The organism is Exiguobacterium indicum HHS 31 (genome assembly GCF_001939065.1).
Lineage (GTDB): Bacteria > Bacillota > Bacilli > Exiguobacteriales > Exiguobacteriaceae > Exiguobacterium_A > Exiguobacterium_A indicum.
Genome location: NZ_MPSZ01000008.1, coordinates 32,221 through 48,576, shown reverse-complemented (window position 1 = coordinate 48,576; position 16,356 = coordinate 32,221). Strand labels below are relative to the sequence as shown.

The 16,356-nt window shown below is 44.6% G+C and carries 21 protein-coding genes; 13 read left to right on the top strand and 8 right to left on the bottom strand.

Annotated elements, in window-relative coordinates:
• Window positions 1-31: 31 nt before the first annotated feature.
• The 3 genes from N179_RS14500 to N179_RS14490 are packed head-to-tail and all read left to right on the top strand — an operon-like array spanning window position 32 to window position 2,486.
• Window positions 32-1,075 carry a lysozyme family protein gene (locus N179_RS14500; protein ID WP_158024770.1) on the top strand — a complete coding sequence of 348 codons (1,044 nt, stop codon included), beginning with the start codon at window positions 32-34 and terminating at the stop codon, window positions 1,073-1,075.
• Window positions 1,076-1,088: 13 nt separating this feature from the next.
• On the top strand, window positions 1,089-1,646 hold the full coding sequence (locus N179_RS14495) for a hypothetical protein (RefSeq protein ID WP_075643088.1): 558 nt from the start codon (window positions 1,089-1,091) through the stop codon (window positions 1,644-1,646).
• Window positions 1,647-2,486, top strand: coding sequence for a hypothetical protein (locus N179_RS14490; RefSeq protein ID WP_075643087.1), 840 nt, complete (start codon window positions 1,647-1,649; stop codon window positions 2,484-2,486).
• Window positions 2,487-2,908: 422 nt separating this feature from the next.
• On the opposite strand, the gene N179_RS16980 is transcribed toward N179_RS14490, so the two are convergent.
• Window positions 2,909-3,076, bottom strand: a complete 168-nt coding sequence (locus tag N179_RS16980; RefSeq protein ID WP_158024769.1) for a hypothetical protein — start codon at window positions 3,074-3,076, stop codon at window positions 2,909-2,911.
• 136 nt (window positions 3,077-3,212) lie between these two features.
• On the opposite strand from N179_RS16980, the gene N179_RS14485 reads away from it, so the two are divergent.
• From N179_RS14485 to N179_RS16975, 6 genes are all read left to right on the top strand, one after another.
• Entirely contained in the window at window positions 3,213-3,464 is a 252-nt protein-coding gene (locus tag N179_RS14485) for a hypothetical protein (protein ID WP_075643086.1), read from the top strand.
• On the top strand, window positions 3,457-4,617 hold the full coding sequence (mobP2, locus tag N179_RS14480) for a MobP2 family relaxase (RefSeq protein ID WP_075643085.1): 1,161 nt from the start codon (window positions 3,457-3,459) through the stop codon (window positions 4,615-4,617). Before N179_RS14485 ends, mobP2 begins: the two co-directional genes overlap by 8 nt.
• An 11-nt stretch (window positions 4,618-4,628) precedes the next feature.
• On the top strand, window positions 4,629-5,084 hold the full coding sequence (locus N179_RS14475; protein ID WP_075643084.1) for a hypothetical protein: 456 nt from the start codon (window positions 4,629-4,631) through the stop codon (window positions 5,082-5,084).
• The gene (locus N179_RS14470) at window positions 5,081-5,359 is read left to right on the top strand and encodes a hypothetical protein (RefSeq protein ID WP_075643083.1); all 279 of its coding nucleotides are present in this window, start codon (window positions 5,081-5,083) and stop codon (window positions 5,357-5,359) included. The genes N179_RS14475 and N179_RS14470 overlap by 4 nt, the downstream gene beginning before the upstream one ends.
• Window positions 5,360-5,364: 5 nt before the next feature.
• A complete protein-coding gene (locus N179_RS14465) occupies window positions 5,365-6,825 on the top strand; it encodes an ArdC-like ssDNA-binding domain-containing protein (RefSeq protein ID WP_075643082.1) in 1,461 nt (486 codons plus the stop codon).
• 84 nt (window positions 6,826-6,909) lie between these two features.
• On the top strand, window positions 6,910-7,071 hold the full coding sequence (locus tag N179_RS16975; protein WP_156357171.1) for a hypothetical protein: 162 nt from the start codon (window positions 6,910-6,912) through the stop codon (window positions 7,069-7,071).
• Window positions 7,072-7,171: 100 nt separating this feature from the next.
• Here the strand turns inward: N179_RS16975 and N179_RS14460 are convergent, their stop codons facing one another.
• From N179_RS14460 to N179_RS14430, 7 genes are all read right to left on the bottom strand, one after another.
• The gene (locus N179_RS14460) at window positions 7,172-8,047 is read right to left on the bottom strand and encodes a hypothetical protein (RefSeq protein ID WP_055966475.1); all 876 of its coding nucleotides are present in this window, start codon (window positions 8,045-8,047) and stop codon (window positions 7,172-7,174) included.
• 126 nt (window positions 8,048-8,173) lie between these two features.
• Window positions 8,174-8,626: a hypothetical protein gene (locus tag N179_RS14455; protein ID WP_055966477.1), complete on the bottom strand. Its 453-nt coding sequence runs from the start codon at window positions 8,624-8,626 to the stop codon at window positions 8,174-8,176.
• 60 nt (window positions 8,627-8,686) lie between these two features.
• The gene (locus tag N179_RS14450; RefSeq protein ID WP_055966479.1) at window positions 8,687-9,247 is read right to left on the bottom strand and encodes a DUF5067 domain-containing protein; all 561 of its coding nucleotides are present in this window, start codon (window positions 9,245-9,247) and stop codon (window positions 8,687-8,689) included.
• A 21-nt stretch (window positions 9,248-9,268) separates the two neighbouring features.
• Complete coding sequence (locus N179_RS14445) at window positions 9,269-9,493, bottom strand: DUF3006 domain-containing protein (RefSeq protein ID WP_075643081.1); 225 nt, start codon at window positions 9,491-9,493, stop codon at window positions 9,269-9,271.
• A complete protein-coding gene (locus tag N179_RS14440; RefSeq protein WP_143404487.1) occupies window positions 9,490-10,323 on the bottom strand; it encodes a ComEC/Rec2 family competence protein in 834 nt (277 codons plus the stop codon). Before N179_RS14440 ends, N179_RS14445 begins: the two co-directional genes overlap by 4 nt.
• A gap of 152 nt (window positions 10,324-10,475) precedes the next feature.
• The gene (locus N179_RS14435; protein WP_055966488.1) at window positions 10,476-10,670 is read right to left on the bottom strand and encodes a hypothetical protein; all 195 of its coding nucleotides are present in this window, start codon (window positions 10,668-10,670) and stop codon (window positions 10,476-10,478) included.
• A 212-nt stretch (window positions 10,671-10,882) separates the two neighbouring features.
• Window positions 10,883-11,086, bottom strand: a complete 204-nt coding sequence (locus N179_RS14430; protein ID WP_055966490.1) for a hypothetical protein — start codon at window positions 11,084-11,086, stop codon at window positions 10,883-10,885.
• A 515-nt stretch (window positions 11,087-11,601) separates the two neighbouring features.
• On the opposite strand from N179_RS14430, the gene N179_RS14425 reads away from it, so the two are divergent.
• The 4 genes from N179_RS14425 (at window position 11,602) to N179_RS14410 (ending at window position 16,354) form a co-directional block, all read left to right on the top strand.
• Complete coding sequence (locus N179_RS14425; RefSeq protein ID WP_053451903.1) at window positions 11,602-11,808, top strand: hypothetical protein; 207 nt, start codon at window positions 11,602-11,604, stop codon at window positions 11,806-11,808.
• Between the two features lie 76 nt (window positions 11,809-11,884).
• On the top strand, window positions 11,885-12,322 hold the full coding sequence (locus N179_RS14420; RefSeq protein WP_055966492.1) for a hypothetical protein: 438 nt from the start codon (window positions 11,885-11,887) through the stop codon (window positions 12,320-12,322).
• Between the two features lie 789 nt (window positions 12,323-13,111).
• On the top strand, window positions 13,112-14,104 hold the full coding sequence (locus N179_RS14415; RefSeq protein WP_055966498.1) for a DNA/RNA non-specific endonuclease: 993 nt from the start codon (window positions 13,112-13,114) through the stop codon (window positions 14,102-14,104).
• Window positions 14,105-14,503: 399 nt separating this feature from the next.
• Entirely contained in the window at window positions 14,504-16,354 is a 1,851-nt protein-coding gene (locus N179_RS14410) for a type I restriction-modification system subunit M/S (RefSeq protein ID WP_244150246.1), read from the top strand.
• The last annotated feature ends 2 nt before the right edge of the window (window positions 16,355-16,356 follow it).

Genomic DNA, 16,356 nt, shown 5'->3' with positions numbered 1-16,356 from the left:
CGCCGTCCGGATGAAATAGCGACTCCTGACCTTGAAGTATCGTCTGATTGCTCTCGGAATCGCGCTTCTGCTTCTCCTACTGATCATCATCGTCGCAGGGATTCTCGATACATTGACCGGGATCGAGAATGAACAGGCGACAGAGACCCCGATCGCTTACTCGGATGCGAGTCTACAAGTCAGTGATGATGTTCTACAATACCGGGAAGCAATTACGCGTGAATTGAAGAAAGAACAGCTCGAAGGACAGACGAACGTCGTCCTTGCGTTGATGATGCAGGAAAGTGGCGGACGCGGAAACGATCCGATGCAAGCGAGTGAATCGAAGTGTGGACGGATCGGTTGTATCACCTCACCCGATGAGAGCATTCGTTACGGCGTGAAACACTTCGCATCTGTCTTCCGACAAGCGAACAAGGACGTCAAGCTGACGCTCCAGAGTTACAACTTCGGGGGTGGCTTCATTGATTACGTCCAAAAAAACGGGGGACGCTATACGAAACAACTCGCGATCTCCTTTTCCCAGATGATGTACCAGCGCGTAAAGAAGAGTGGTATCTATCAATGCCATCGTCCGAGTGCGATCGAGCATCAAGCCTGTTATGGTGACATCGAATATGTCGATGCCGTCCTTCGTTATCTGACGCCGACGGTACTGGCAGAAGGCAAGACAGGACCAATCAAAGGGAAACTCCATGCTCCGCTCGACATCCCGCTGCAGATGACGTCGGGGTTCGGATCACGGATTGTTTTCGGAAAGACGGACGTCCATACGGGCATCGATTTTAGTTGTCACGATACGGATACCGTCCACGCCGTCCGCTCCGGTACCGTCACCTATAGCGGCTTACGCGGACCCTATGGACAGCTGATTCAGATCAAACAAGGCGACTGGATCACCGCTTACGCCCACCTTTCTGCACGCCAGGTTAAGGCGGGGCAAAAGATTGAAGCCGGACAAGCGATCGGAATGTGTGGATCGACCGGACGTTCGACCGGGAATCATCTACACATCGAATTTAAGACGAGTGATTGGTCCGGTCACATTGATCCGGCACCACTGTTTTCGCTATAAGGAGGGATGAACCATGGCATTGACGAGTCGTCATCTCCTGTGGCTCGTGTCGTTATGTTTGCTATTGTCGATCAGTGCCAATGTCTATCAATATCGCTCCATGGCAGCAGATGAATCGCATCGAATCGTCGAGAAAGACGAAAAGCATGTGTTACCACAAACGACGGTGTCGGATCCGCCTATCCCGACTAACGAACAAGAGCAAGAAAAAAATCCAATCATTTCGAAGAACGCGGAACGCTTTATCACGTTCGCCTTCACATGGGAGGACGAGACCTATCCGACACGCAAACGACAAGCCGATCAGTATATGTCAGAGTCACTCAAACGAACGTTGTTCGCGAATAGCGGAAGCGATGATAAGTTTTCCGCTACCGTCTCTGGGATTGAAGTCTTTCTTCGTCACGACGATCCAGAACATTGTCTCGTCCGCTTCCAACGGACGTTGACGATTGATGCCAATGGTTACGAGGAGACATCTGAAGAATTAGTTGAACTGACCTTTACGTATCAAGGTGGACGTTACATCGTTGATCAGATGAAGAGTCTTCAAACGTCAGGAGGTGTCTAAATGCAGAAAGGAAAACGAAAGACGCTGACCCATGACTGGTCGCGACTGTACCTCGGAACAGGTCTGTTCTTCTTGATTGGCTTTCTGTTTTTCGGTTTCTCCTCCCTCTTCTTTGCTGAGGAACAACCGATCAATGCGACACCCATCGGCGAAGAACAACGGTTGACGAATGGACAGACCGTCACGCTTCTCGATTGGTCCCATGATGTGCAGCGGAAACAAATGCGCGTCCGTCTCCAGTTCAATCAACCTCAAGACTACGCGTCAAAGCTTGTGGCACGAATCGCATATAAGGAACGACCAACAGGTGAACAGCGCGTCCGTGTCGTCTATCAGCAGGACGAGCACTACGTCTTCGAAATCGAAGATGTACCGCGCGACTTTGACCAACTAGCCCTCCGCTTGTATGTCATGAAGCCTGAACAGTCACTCGAGAAGCTGCGTGCTACGAAGCGAGAAGACGCGCTCGTCGAATCACTCTATATGGATCAGCGACGCGTCTTAAAGACATCACTTTCTGTTCAACAAGCGGACGATTATGCACAACTTTTTCTCGCTGACGAGCACCTGCAAAGTCAAAAACGGATCAAGAACATGAAGCGTGAACAGACAGAACACGCTTCCCTCATCCAACAAATCGAACAGGACATCGAGACGAAACAAGCCACTTTGCCCGACCTGACACTCGATGAACAAGTCGAACGTGAGGATGAAATCTTCAATCTGAAACAAGACAAAGAAGACGCACGATTAAGACAAATAGAATTGAAAAAACAACTCACGCAAGAAGAAAAAAGACAGGATCAGCTACTTGTTAAAGCACGTGAACTGAAATGGTAATGTGGCAAACACCGTGCCAAAATATCGTTTTTAGTGGCACGCAGTGTGACCTTTTGACGATTTTGATGATATCAGGGAAACACTAGGCTCCGCCTAGGCTAGCACGCTCCGTGATAGCAGTTTCCCCTTATGCTCTTTTTTCACGATTTTAGATCCATTTTGCTTTTTACGGCTTCTGATTTTTGGCCGGAAAACTTGGTCGTCCTTCTATCGAGTCCAATAAAAAAACGAGCATCTCGGCTCGTTGAATGTGTTCTAGGATTATCTTTTTAACGACTCAAATACTTTCAACATGACATAAAACGAACCAAAACTAAAAGCTAATCCGAACAACGCGAGCACCCAAACCGACATCTTCCATCCCCCCTCTCATCCTTATACAGCATTTGGAAGTGTGAGGTTTCAGCAAATGGAAAAATTTATTAATTGATACCGATTGATTCTTTCTTTGCACTAGAAGCGTCACTCATATCAACTGAGACAGATTCACGTGTGCGTGTCTTCGCATACAGGGCTTTTAAAAGTTCCACGATCAAGGAGACGCTCACGGCTTCTCCAAGTGCGTAACCGTGTTCGATGATGGATTGCATATGTTTCCTCCGTTCTTCGTCTAAGTAGGATTATCTCTCTCACTTCTAATGACAGGAGGAACGAGTGAATTGTTCGGAAAACTTTTCATTTTTTAAATCATTAAGACTCACTTTCCTGATGGAAGGAGGAATACGAATGGATCTCTTGATTCGTGACATCGATCCCGTCCTCGTCAAACAACTCGACGACCAGGCGGAGAAACAGATGTGCTCCCGGCAAGAGTTATTAAAAGGATTGTTGACGACCTGGTGCGCAGACGGCGTCCAGTCGACACAGATCGCACGCCTCGAACGACAGCTCGAAGCGAATACCTTACATCTGAAGCGGAGTGCAACCGAACTCGAACTCTTGACTACACTCTTCCGTGAGGTGATGCAGGATGAGTAACATTCCCGGCGTCATCATCAAGTCGAAGTTCAAGTTGCCGCAAGCAACTCGACGTGCGCGTCGTTATACGACGTACCTCAGCTACATCGATCGTCCGGAGACGAAAGCGCGGTCGCATCAATTCGAGAACTACCACGACTATATGGAAGATGAACTGAAATCAAGCGGTCTCTTCACGTCGACACAAGACCGATTGAATGCGAGGGAACGAGAACAGTTACGCGATATCTTCCGTCGGGCACAGGAGAACGGTAGCATCCTCTGGCAAGATGTCATCTCGTTCGATGAAGCCTGGTTACAGGAAGTCGGCGTTAAAGAAAATCGTTTTATCGATGAACAACGATTGATGCAAGCGACACGGAACGCGATCTCGTTGATGATTGAAAAGGAACAGATGCTGCATGCAACATGGACCGCTGCGATCCATTACAACACGGACAACATCCACGTCCATGTCGCGACCGTTGAGACGATGCATCCCCGCGAACGCGGTAAGCGTAAACCGAAAACAATTGAGAAGATGAAGGCTCAAGTCGTTCGTACGCTTGCCGACCGGGCACGGGAGCAAGAGAAATTGAATACCTTCATCCGTGATGAAGTCCTCGCGCACAAACGAAATCATGCAACACTGTCCGTTTCGAATCGCGTGCTACATCCAGCACTTGTACGCCAGTACAAAGCGATTCAAAAACAACTACCGGACGATAAACGACAGTGGTACTACAACATGAACGGCGTGCAAGAACTGCGTCCTTCACTCAATCAATTCACTGACACATACCTTGCGACACACTTCGAGAAAGAACACACCGCGTTCAAGCAACGACTTGATACGGAGGTCGCATTCTACGAACGAAGTTACGGATCGGCATCTCAAGCATCGACTTATCGGAAGACGAAAGAACAGGATCTCTACACGCGGATGGGAAACGCTATCCTGTCCGAGATGCGTGAATCAGATAAGTCGTCCCCGAAGCTTACGAAGGAGGATACATCCTCACCGAAACAAAAAATCCGATCAGCGTTTCGACGTGAACGGATCATGCAAGAGACACTCTATCGAATCGGACGACACATGAATGATGAATGGGAGCATATCAAGAATCAGCGTGCGTTTGAACAACTTGAACAGGAAGTCCAACACGAAAGGTAAGGTGACGGGCAGTGGAGGAAACAAAACAAGTCCGGATCAAGATGAGTGCCGTGACCGCTGAATTTTTAGAGGAATACCGGGAGAGAGAACGGTTGTCCGGGATCGGTCCAGCCATCGATCACATCATTCGCGACTATCAAGAGATGATCAAAAAGCAATGGGACTTGAACTATGTCAGTCGTTCCGTCTCGAAACAAATTGAGCAAGAGTTGACACCGTTTTGGGAAGAACAGATCACGAAAAGTCTTTCTCCGTTACGAAAGAGCGTCCAACAAACAGACCTTCAAACACAGGTATTGATCGAACTGGTACAAGCCTTGATGCAGACGGAGAGCATCGAGGACATCATCCCGACGACCGAATACCGTCCCTCGTTTCTTGAGACGGCAGAGACGGCTGTCAAACAGCGAATCGACCAGCGCAAGCAATATAAACATTCGGATGAAGAAAGGATGATCCACAAATGAAACGACTCGAAGCCTTCACACTCGCAACATTTCTCGAATTGCATCCGACCCACGTCACTGTCATGATTCATCAAACGCGCTATGACATTCCCCTTTCACAGGAGGAACACGTACTACTGCAACTCTTGCAGGAAGAACCCTTGGTATTACTTCCGGTATCACGTAATCACCGTCAGTTATTACTCAATCGACTGGCTACCGACCCGATGGTATTAGAAGAGTTGAACGATTTTGAAGGTGCTGCTGATTCATCCGTTTCGTCGGAAGGGGCGTGAGTGGTATGGCATACAAGAAGACGCGTGAGGATTACCAGAAGGAAGTCCAAGCGTTGACCGATAAGATGGAGACACAGCTCGCCTCCCATTTCGTCAGTCAGGAGAGCATCAAGGAACACCTCGACTTCATGAGCCGGTTCCATCGCTACTCGACGCGGAACATGCTGTTGATCGAGGAACAGTTCCAAGGTGCCCGTGCCGTTGGTTCCTATGCGTACTGGGAGAAGCAAGGTGTCCAGGTCCAAAAGGGTGAGAAAGGGATTAAGATCTTCGTTCCCTCCCCCGTTACGTTCATTAAACGAGAGACGGAGTGGGTGGCGTGGAAAGACGCCACGAAGACGGAGCAAAAACGTGCCAAGGAAGGTTCTCTTCCGACGCGGAAAGCGATGTACTACAAGATTGGTCATGTCTTCGAGTACACACAGACCGATGCTCGGGAGAAAGGACTCGAAGTTTCCGAACTCTTCGCTTCCTATCATCGAAATGGATCGCTTCGTGAGGCGGAATCGTTTCGCCGCGCGTTGAACGGGATTGCTGAGACACAAGACGTAAAAATACTCGATCAGCCACTCAGCGAGCTTGGTACGGCGAAAGGATGCTTCTATCCGGAACTGAACGCGATCGCCCTCAATCCGCGAAATTCGGATATTGAGAACGTAACCATCCTGATTCATGAACTCGCGCATGCCAATCTGCATAACATGGAGCGAAATGAAGAACGCGGAATTGAGTTGAATCCGCATGAGAAGGAATTCCAAGCGGAGATGGTCGCTTACACGGTCGCAGCACACTTTGGTTTTCCGACGGACGAGTTTTCATTGTCGTATCTCGCCAACTGGACGCAAGGCAGAGACTTGCGCGATAGGGAAGACTTGTTGCACGAAGTCCATCAGACATCCGGTCATTTCATCCGTGAGATCCATACTGCGCTCGAGCAGGAGCAAGTCTTGGAACGCGAAGCATCACCTATTAAAATAATTGAGTACATCGAACAGAAAGCACAGATCACCGAGCACGGATTACCGTTAACCGAACGATTGGAGCAAATCATGCAACATTCATCGGAGGACGTCGGTGCTTACCTGACGAGCATCGCTAAGCAGGACACGCAGCAAGATCTATCGTCTTTTGACGAACCGATGATGCTCGTCCATGGAGCGACAGATTTTTTCGAGCCGTTCGCAAAAGCCAACGATCGGGACTTCGACGAACATGAGACCGTCGCCTATACACTCGTCATCCCGGGCGAAGAACCGATCAGCCAACACTTCCGCGTCCTCGATGATGCGATGGGACCGTACCATCACATCCTGAACACAGAAGTCGTCAGTAAGGAGACCGAACAAGTACTTGAAAAGGCATGGTACGACGAGATGATTTCGACGGAAGATCGTGATTTAGAAAAGGTCCGACAAATCGTGACGCGTCAATTCAATGTACCAGAGCAAGATTTCCGTAGCCGTTAAAAACATGTCCTCTCCTCTTTTAAAATCAAGTACTATAAAAAAGTAGGATAAAACTGACAATACAGACAAGACGGAGGATTGACCATGACTAACAATCAAGCAATTGCTTATGCTGTTATCGCAATGGAGCAACTCGGCTATACACGTGAACAAATCGAAAAGGTCCAAGCGAGTATGTTGTCTGAGATGGACTGGACAGATGAAAAAACAGCAGAAAAGAAAGCAAACGCAATCTTAAACGGATAAAGTTGAAGATGAAGAGCCACAGTGCCTAAACTTAGGAGTACTGTGGCTTAGTTTTATAGAGTTGTTTTTTTAGATATAGAGATTTCTAAAATTCAGCTTATCACTTCATAAAAGGAAGACTGTAAACTAATTCTGAAATACCAGTAACGATTGTTATAAAATCTGCATAGCCAGTTAATGTACTTGAAGCCTTTAAGGAAACTAGATAAGAACGTATTCTACCTTTTTTAGGCTCTGATTTCATCATTTCTTCACGAATTCCCTCTACTAGCTCTGAAACCTCTTGTTTTTCATTCCTCTGATCTTCACCATAAAACAGTTCTGTTTTCTGAAGTAATTCAGTTAACAAACAATCTAGTTGAATTGCTGATTCTTTTTCAATCGTTTTATTTACATTCATAATAAACTCATTATTGCTACCAAAGGCAGCTTGAATATGGTTATCAGATCCGTAAACTGTTATGTTCTGGTTCTGCTGATGTCGATCACTCATATAATCTTTCAACCTTTCTGCTGCATTTGAAGCATCCATTAAACTTACGAATACATCTCTTCCTTCATGATACAATCTTTCAATCATTAGAAAATTTGAATCTTGAAAGTTTGCGCCACTCCATCGATCAACAATGTCATGATATACCGTGCCAAATTGATGATTACTTAATATTGATATTCTACCGATATTGTTCAAAAGATTTACATCTCTTATAAAAATTGAATCAGCATTTATACTTTTTATAATTACGTTCAAATCACTTATAAACGTATTTAGTTTCCTTGTTGCTCTTTCGTACATTGCTCTGAGGTTGAATGGCACTGTTTGATAGTAATTATTTTGTTTTAGCTCACATATTGTCTTATCAAATAGACTTAATGTTTCCTCAGAAAAAACAACCCATTTTTCTAAATCTTCAATAATATCTGCTAAAGTTTGGTCACTGTATTCAGAAGATCCTCCAAAAATACTTTGCGCCATAAATGTACCTCTTTTTCCCTTATCTTTTTCTTCGTGTCTTAAAATTAATTTATCTACACGATCACCACATATATATCTATCATCGTCCCAGCCTTCGTATCTAACTCCTTACTAATTCTTATACGATCAACCATATACAACATATTCATATCTTCTTTTCCCGCCTAATCTCTCACACTTTAAGCCATGATTATATTCATATCCATTTATTAATAGAACATCTAAGCTATACGCTTTAATCTCTCTATATCGTCTCTCTCTCTTATAGAATGGAATACATTCAAGATGCTCCAGGTATTTATATTTTGCATACTCAACATCAAGCCCACGGTTAACTAACAAGATATATCCAGCACGTTTGCCACCTGACATGGCAATGTTGTAAGCTGCTTTAATCATTACATGATTCGTTTTAAGCCTTAGTTCATCTAACTTCTTGCTAACTGGTGGATACAATAACCTTGCGATCTCGTTTAACTCTTTCAATTGCTGGTCAGTCATTTCCTCATCACTATACATCTTGTATAGTCTTAGATACTCTAATTCGTATTCAGATAACCACCCGATGCGATCCGGCATAATAACACCTCCGATTTAAGAATCTATATTTAAAAGAAATTATGAACATCTTCAGAATCCTCATTCAAGTTCAATCTTCTTCTCCCCTAGATCTTTTCCTGATAATCCTTGAGTTGCTTTCAAGGTGACGACTGCCTTCGGGTCCTCGATATCGTAAGCCATAATCCCTTTTGCAGTACCACCTGGTTTGATATCATCCAGCTGATGCTCTAAATAAGAAGCATACTTCTCTTCTTGTGGCGTCATCCCTACCTCTAACTTATTGATTGTATCCGTTCCTTCCTGTGTCGCTTCGAAGCAAGCAATCCAGACATTCATCCCATTCAGTGGCTTCTTGCTGTCGTTCGTCGTCTCATATGTGAAAACGATTTGTGGTTTTTCGCGGAAATACTCTTTACTTGGCTCAAGTACTTCTGTCGAAAGAATCTTGACGGTCGCCATGTCGATCTTTAACGTGTCGTCTTTGAAATAGACATCTTCTTTTTTCGGTTCTGCCACCTCGACCTTTTCAGTCGGATTCGCTGCTTTTTTCGGTGGATCTTCTATTGTCTCTTGTGTGCCGCATCCAACGAGTGATAACCCTAACCCAACGATGACGACCGCTTGTCCTAACTTATTCATCTGCTTCAGCTCATTTCTTTTTTAATCTTCCCATAGTTCTTCCATCAGCTCATCGATTTCATTCGAGAGTCGCTGCCGTTCACGGTCGTCCTTCTCGATATGACCATACTCATCCATCCAGATGACACCACCGGACTCCACCGTCATCGGAAAGCGGGAAATCAGAATGTCGCGCATCCCATCGTCGAACTCGACGACGACCCACTTCCCTTCAATTCGATCGATAATCCCTTTTCGCTTACTCATTTCGACTTCTTGATCGTGTAGGACGATCCGTTCCCTTCAAAGACGATCGTGCCACTCTTATCCGTCCGCAGCATCGTCGCCTTCGCGCGCTTCAGGTTTGTCACGACTTCCTTCGTCGGATGACCATAGGCATTCTTCCCGACACTGATGACGGCGTACTTCGGTTTAACGTACTTGAGGAACGTCGCACTCGTCGATGTCTTCGCCCCATGATGCCCAACCTTGAGGACGTCTGCACGTAGCGTCTTCTTCTTCGCGATCATGTCTTGCTCCGACTTCAGTTCCGCGTCTCCCGTGAACAGGAACGTGTTCTTCTTATAGGCGACATGTAGGACAGCACTCCAGTTGTTCAAATCACTCTTCGCATACTCTTTAACCGGTCCGACGAATTGCGCCTTTACGCCTCCTTTGACCGGAAGCGAGACGCCAGCCTTTGCTGTCTTAATCGTCAACTTCTCGCGCTTAACCGCCAACAAGAAGTCCTTGTAGGCTTGCGTCGTGTGCTTGACCTTCGGTGCATAGACGCTCTTGACCTTGAATGAGTCGAGGACTTCATCGAGTCCCCCGATGTGATCGGCATCTGGATGCGTCGAGATCAACACCTCGATGTCACCGACCTTCTGTTTCTTCAGATAAGTGACGAGTGCATCGCCTTTCCCTTTATTGCCGCCATCGATGACGATATCTTCACCGCTCGGCATCTTGATGTAGATCGCATCGCCCTGACCGACATCGATATAGTGGACCTTGATTTTCGGTGTCGCTGCCTCTGCGCCTTGCAGTGGTCCAACGAGCAATCCAATACTTGCGAGCGCTAAGCTAGCCCCCATCCATTTTCGCTTCACCTTTCATCGCTCCATTCTCGATTTGTAAGTTATCTTCAGTATACAGTGAATACCAGGATAAAGTTGGTTATATTTCCCACCCACTTATTTTTATTGATAGGTTAGTTTATATGTAAGTCTATACAAAAAAACAGACCTTAATGGGTCTGCTTGTTAAAGTGTGTCTGCATGAAGTCTGTCAGTCGATCAACATCAATGAACCATGTCACATGCTCAACCGAACCATCCACTTCTCGTACGAATCGAAGCTGGGCATCAATCAATGTTACCTTATCTGGTACCTGTTTCTCCTTTGCTTGATCCATGACCTCAAACATCTCAATTATACTCATGTACTCCACCCCTAATCGTTTTGTTAAGCACAGCATAGAATGATTTTAGAGTCTGTACGAATTACCTTAGATAAGATAAGCGAAATGATATGTAAGATAACTGGGTCATTACGAAACAATGTACGATTAATTTTTCACACATAAAAAAAGAAACGACCTTTTGAAGATCGTTACTGTCATAAAAATGATTAGTGTTTCCTACGCACATCGAATCAATAGAGATAAATAAGTACACCTACGATCAAAATGAACGGAACCAATAATATCTTACCGGTCCGGCTCAAAAAGCTCTTCTTTTCTTTTGTAAACAAGAAGTCGATCAATAAGAAAATTCCAAATGCAATCGGTACGAGGTAGAGTAGAGGGGCATTTGTAAGTGCTGCACCTAATACATCAGTCGATCCGTCAAATTTCATATGTAGTTTCTCCTTTTTAGATATCCTCGCATACGACACATCATTCACGACCGAAGCACTAACGACGATCTCATACGTGGACAAGAATCTTTCCTTTAGTATGCCATTCCTTCCACTAAACCCTAACCTTTTATTTTTCTTTTTATAATTCTATGTAACGCTCCGTGCCCTCCGTCGCAAGGAACAGGAACGTAGAAATCCCTCGCGCAGGCGAGTCGCAGCTCTCGTTATCGGTTCGAAGCAGTGCGATGAGGATGTTGCTGTGTGCAGCCTACAACCTCACGCATGAGCTCGAAAGTCTTTATGTCGTCCGCATTACTATGGAAACATCAATCCTCTATCCATAGAACTCCGTCCATTCACTCACTTCTTCGCTCATCCATGCATTGCAAAACTTCTTCAATTCTGTCACAAAATAATTTTTCCAAAATATAACTTTGTATACAATTGTAAATTACATAAAATCGTTATATTATAAAAGGTAATAAAGTATTGTGAACGTATGAAGAGTAGAAATGCTTGTATCTGGAAAAGTATATTTATTTGCAACAATCCATGATGAGAAAATGGATTGGCACAACCCAGTTCCTGCTTATGGAGAAGTTCTTATTGAAGATGGCGAATATATTCAAACTGTAGTTGATACGTATGAAACTGCATTTGAGAATCAAACGATCTCACCTATCATGGGGAGACACGATGAACTCGAGTTAAAAGAATGATTTGTTGAGGAACAAGCCACTCAATAAGAACACTTAAACTTTTTTAAAAATAATCTTTATCAAAGGAGAGCGTTTTATGGGTAAATTTAAATGGATGGGTGTTTTAGTAGTATTGGTTGTTCTATTTTTTGTGTTTGACCCTTTTCGTGGGGAACCACCAAACCCCAAAGTAGAAGCACAAGGAAAAGATATTCCAACGGTTCAAGGATCATTTTGTTGGGATGGTCTATTGCGCAACCAATGTGTCGATAAAGTATATGTCGACGGACTCGATATGACGAAAAAAAGCAAACCAACTGTAGTATCCTCAAATAAAAAAATCAATATTTCGTTTGAAGACGAACCGGAATCTATTGAGATCGTTCGTTGGAAAGATAAGCAAGATGCTGAAAAAGTTACTTTAACTGGCGATGCCGTTACTGTCCCGAAAGAAACAGGAACGTATGCCTATGAAATCAAAGCAAAGTGGTCCAATGGTGACGGACAATTCGCTTTTTTGGTTAAAGTAGACTAACCCCCTCCCCTTTCCCCATACTTCCTCTTCTACCAACAGTCAATTGGCTGTTGGTTTTTTTATTAATAACCAAGTATTTGTGATAAGACCTATATTTTAAATTAATTATTTCTATTTTTAAAACGCTCCGTGCCTTCCGTCGCAAGGAACAGGAACATAGAGATGCCTCGCGCAGGCGAGTCGCAGCTCTCGTTATCGGTCCGGCAGGAGGGCAGCGGTGCGATGAGGATGTTGCTGCGTGCAGCCTACAGCCTCACGCATGAGCCCGAAAGCTCTTCTTGAGTTATACAATCAGTAGAAAGAAGATCACTACCTATCTACAGGAGGATTGATTCACTTCAATCAACTATCTCTCCTCGAACCTTCATCCACTCCACTACTTGTCTCACTACTGCATCCTCTATCACACCCTTCTACATAGAAGAGACCAGATGTACTTTCTCACCCGCAGTGGATCCATCCACTGCGGGTCTCTCATTGCCCTTGGATTCGGGACGAAGGCTTCCGGAGCCCGCGAGCGAAAAGCTTTGCTTTGAGCCAAAACGCGGAGGAAGACGAGGAACGGCAGCGGCTTTTTTTGATGGCCCTTGCGCCGGCGAGGAGCGAGCTAGAGTACGGAAACAGGACGGCTTGCGGTCCCTTTCCATCAGACAGAGCGGTACCGCTCTGTTCCATGCCTTTGAAAGGATCATTTATCGCCTTACGAATACCGAATAAGACAGCAAGAACTAGTAAGTAGCGTTATAATGAAGGACGCAATGACAGACTGAACAGTAAAGGAGTACACTCATGAAGATTTCTTACATAGCGATTCCCCTTGCCGTCCTATTGATGGCAGGATGTACAGATACGGAGACGACCTCACCTCCACCCGATCAAACGGAGCAGGTAGCGCAACAGGACGACACGACTACACAAAAGACCGAAGCGAAGAAGAACTCCGATCAACATCCAGAAAAAAAGGCTGATACTCGTACAACCAAGCAACCAAAGGAGACGAATGCGTCAACGGAATCAAAAACGACGACTCCGCAGGATTCTTCCACAGGATATAAGAAAATTACGGTCGATGGCGGAGACATGTCCGGTAGTCGTCAGGCGAACGTTGTCGTCGACATTGGGTTCGGTGACCGGAAATACTGGGCGTTCACGAATGAGCATGGACAGCTGGTCCGCGTCATCGCGAAGAAGATCGTCCTCCAGAATGATGCGACGGAAGACGTCACGCGTGATGGACGCTACTACTCGGACGAGGCGAAAGTGCCTGGCGTCGAACGTGCGGATCTCGATGAAGGACATATCATCGCCGATTCGCTCGGTGGTGTCTCAAACGCCTACAACATCACACCACAGAACAGCACCTTGAACCGTCATGGTGATCAGGCGTACATGGAAGACGTCATCCGCAAGGCAGGTGGCGCGACGAACTTCGAGGCGCAAATCACTTATCCGGATACGTCGACGATGATTCCATCCGCGTATCAGTATACCTACACGGTCCGTGGGAACACCGTCGTCGACCGGTTCAAGAACGGTAACCCGGACGAGACGAATGCGGCACTCGGCCTGACGAAGAAAAAGGATAAAAAAACAGAATCGTCAGCGAAGCCCTCTGCCGATACCACAGCGACCGAGGATGTCTCGCGCGTCGATACTGACGGCAATGGTCAAGTGACGATCCAGGAAGCGAAGGACGCAGGCTTTGCGATGCCAATCACGGAGAAGCACTGGCTGTATCAATATATGCGGGACAACGATCATGACGGCATGGTCGGAGAATGAATCCTCCATCCAATCGAATAGTCGAAACATATTAGGGCAGTGACGAGATACTCGTCGCGCCTTTTTTCGTCTCCAGAAACGGAGGCATTGATGAGACGTCGAAAAAGCAGATTGAAAACAAGAGAAACGAGGAACATAATAAGAACAAATGTTCTTATTATGAAAAGGAGTGATTTTGATGATTTATGAAGACCGTGGCAACAAGAAGATATCAAACTTGCTGAGCACGATCCTCACTGTCTACAAGCTTCAAGACCAAAAAAATAAAAACTAATATTTATAAAAATTATACATAACTTTTTAAAAAGTATTGAATTCATAAATAAGAATTGGTATATTTAATTTATCAACAAAACATATTTTATATCATGAATAATAAAAGAGAGGTATGTGAAGCAAATGGAAACGAAGAGGTTACATGAACTCATTGGATCTTTACGTGACGTTACGCAACGCGATCCTGAAATCTTACCGTTTATCTTTGGTGTCTTGTTTAAGCAATTAGAAAGAACTGAAGGAAATGACTATTTTGGTCGTCTTACACGCGAAGAAGAAAATATCGAATTAGAACTCCATAAAGTTCTTACCGAAATAGAACATGGACATTCTGAACTATCAGAAATCAACTATCTTCAAATCAAATCAGTAAAGAAATTGAGACGTTTTTGGCTAGAATTAGATAGATATTTAAATGAAGTGACTGACTTATCATTATTTATTGATCACCTGATTGATGAACTATCTAGTATGGGAGGTAAAACTTCGAATCTTTCACCTACCCCACCATCTATTAACAATTTAGCGATTCAACTAATAAATCCGAATAATGGTAATTTCCATGACAGTATGTGCGGTCTCGGAGGAAGTTTACTTTCCGCCTATAAACATGCATCTATGAAAGAAGAGACACTTCAATTAACAGGGCAAGACAATAATTTGGTTAATGTTTCAATTACAAAAATCAGACTTTTTATTGAAGGAGTAAAAGATGCCGACATCAAGTTTGGTGACATCATCAGTTCTCCACAATTCGTAGAAAATAAGCGTCTAGAAAAGTTTGACTACGTCTTTATCGATCCGCCATTCGGGCTTTCATGGCGACCGGAAGGCGACCAATATAATCGCTTTGTATTTGGCACCCCACCCTCTAGTAAGATGGAGCTTGCTGTTCTGACCCATGCACTCGTCAGTTTAAAAGATAAAGGGCGAGCTGCAGTAATCATGAGTGGAGGAGTTCTGTATGCAGGGGGAGCGAGCGCGAAAATTCGTCAAAACATCATCGACCTTGATTATCTCGAGGCTGTCATCACCCTCCCTTCCAATCTTTATCAAAATACAGCCTTGCAAACGCACCTCATTATGCTGAATAAAGATAAACATTCAGAAAGACGAAACGAGATTTTGTTCATTAATGGAGAAGAACTATATCAGGAAATCGGTAAACGAAAACGAGCTATTAGTGAAAAGGGTATGCAAAAAATTATCGATACGTATCGGTCTTGGAAAGTCGAGGACGGTTTCAGTAAAATTGTTCGAAATACTGAATTAAACGAAAGCAATCTATTGCCTTCTCAATATATCTACTCAAATCGACTCACAATTGAACCATTCGGTGATATTGAAGTATCAATGGATAAAATTGAAGAGATCAATACGGCACCACTAGGTGATTTTGTAAAGCTATTTAGAGGATACAATGTCTCTCCGAGTGATGAGGATACGGAAGGTCAATATAAAGTGGTCAAAGCATCGGATGTACAAGAGGGTCAATTGCATTACGAAAACGTTACTCGATATAACATTTCGAAGAACTTCAATATAGAAGATTATAATCTGAAAAAAGGCGACCTCCTCATCACGGTGCGTGGACGATCAATCAAGGTTGCTCACGTCGATGTAGAAGACGAGCATCTACTATTTTCACAGAATTTCTTGGGTATCCGTTGCGGGGAATTGATAGATCCACAATACCTCAAGCTCTATCTAGAAAGCCCGGTGGCGCAGTTCATTCTCACGAGTAAATTAAGCGGGACAACCATCCCAGTTCTTAACCGTAAAGACCTAGAACAATTACCACTCCTAAACATTCCTCTAGAAGAACAGAAAAAGATTGCGCAGCGAACTGAAGAACGACATGCAAAATTGCGTTCTGAGCTTCAACGTATTCGGAATGAAATGATGCTAAATAAGAAGCAGTCTTACGAAGATATGGGATTAGCCGACCTGTTCTCAATAGAGAACGAATCATAACG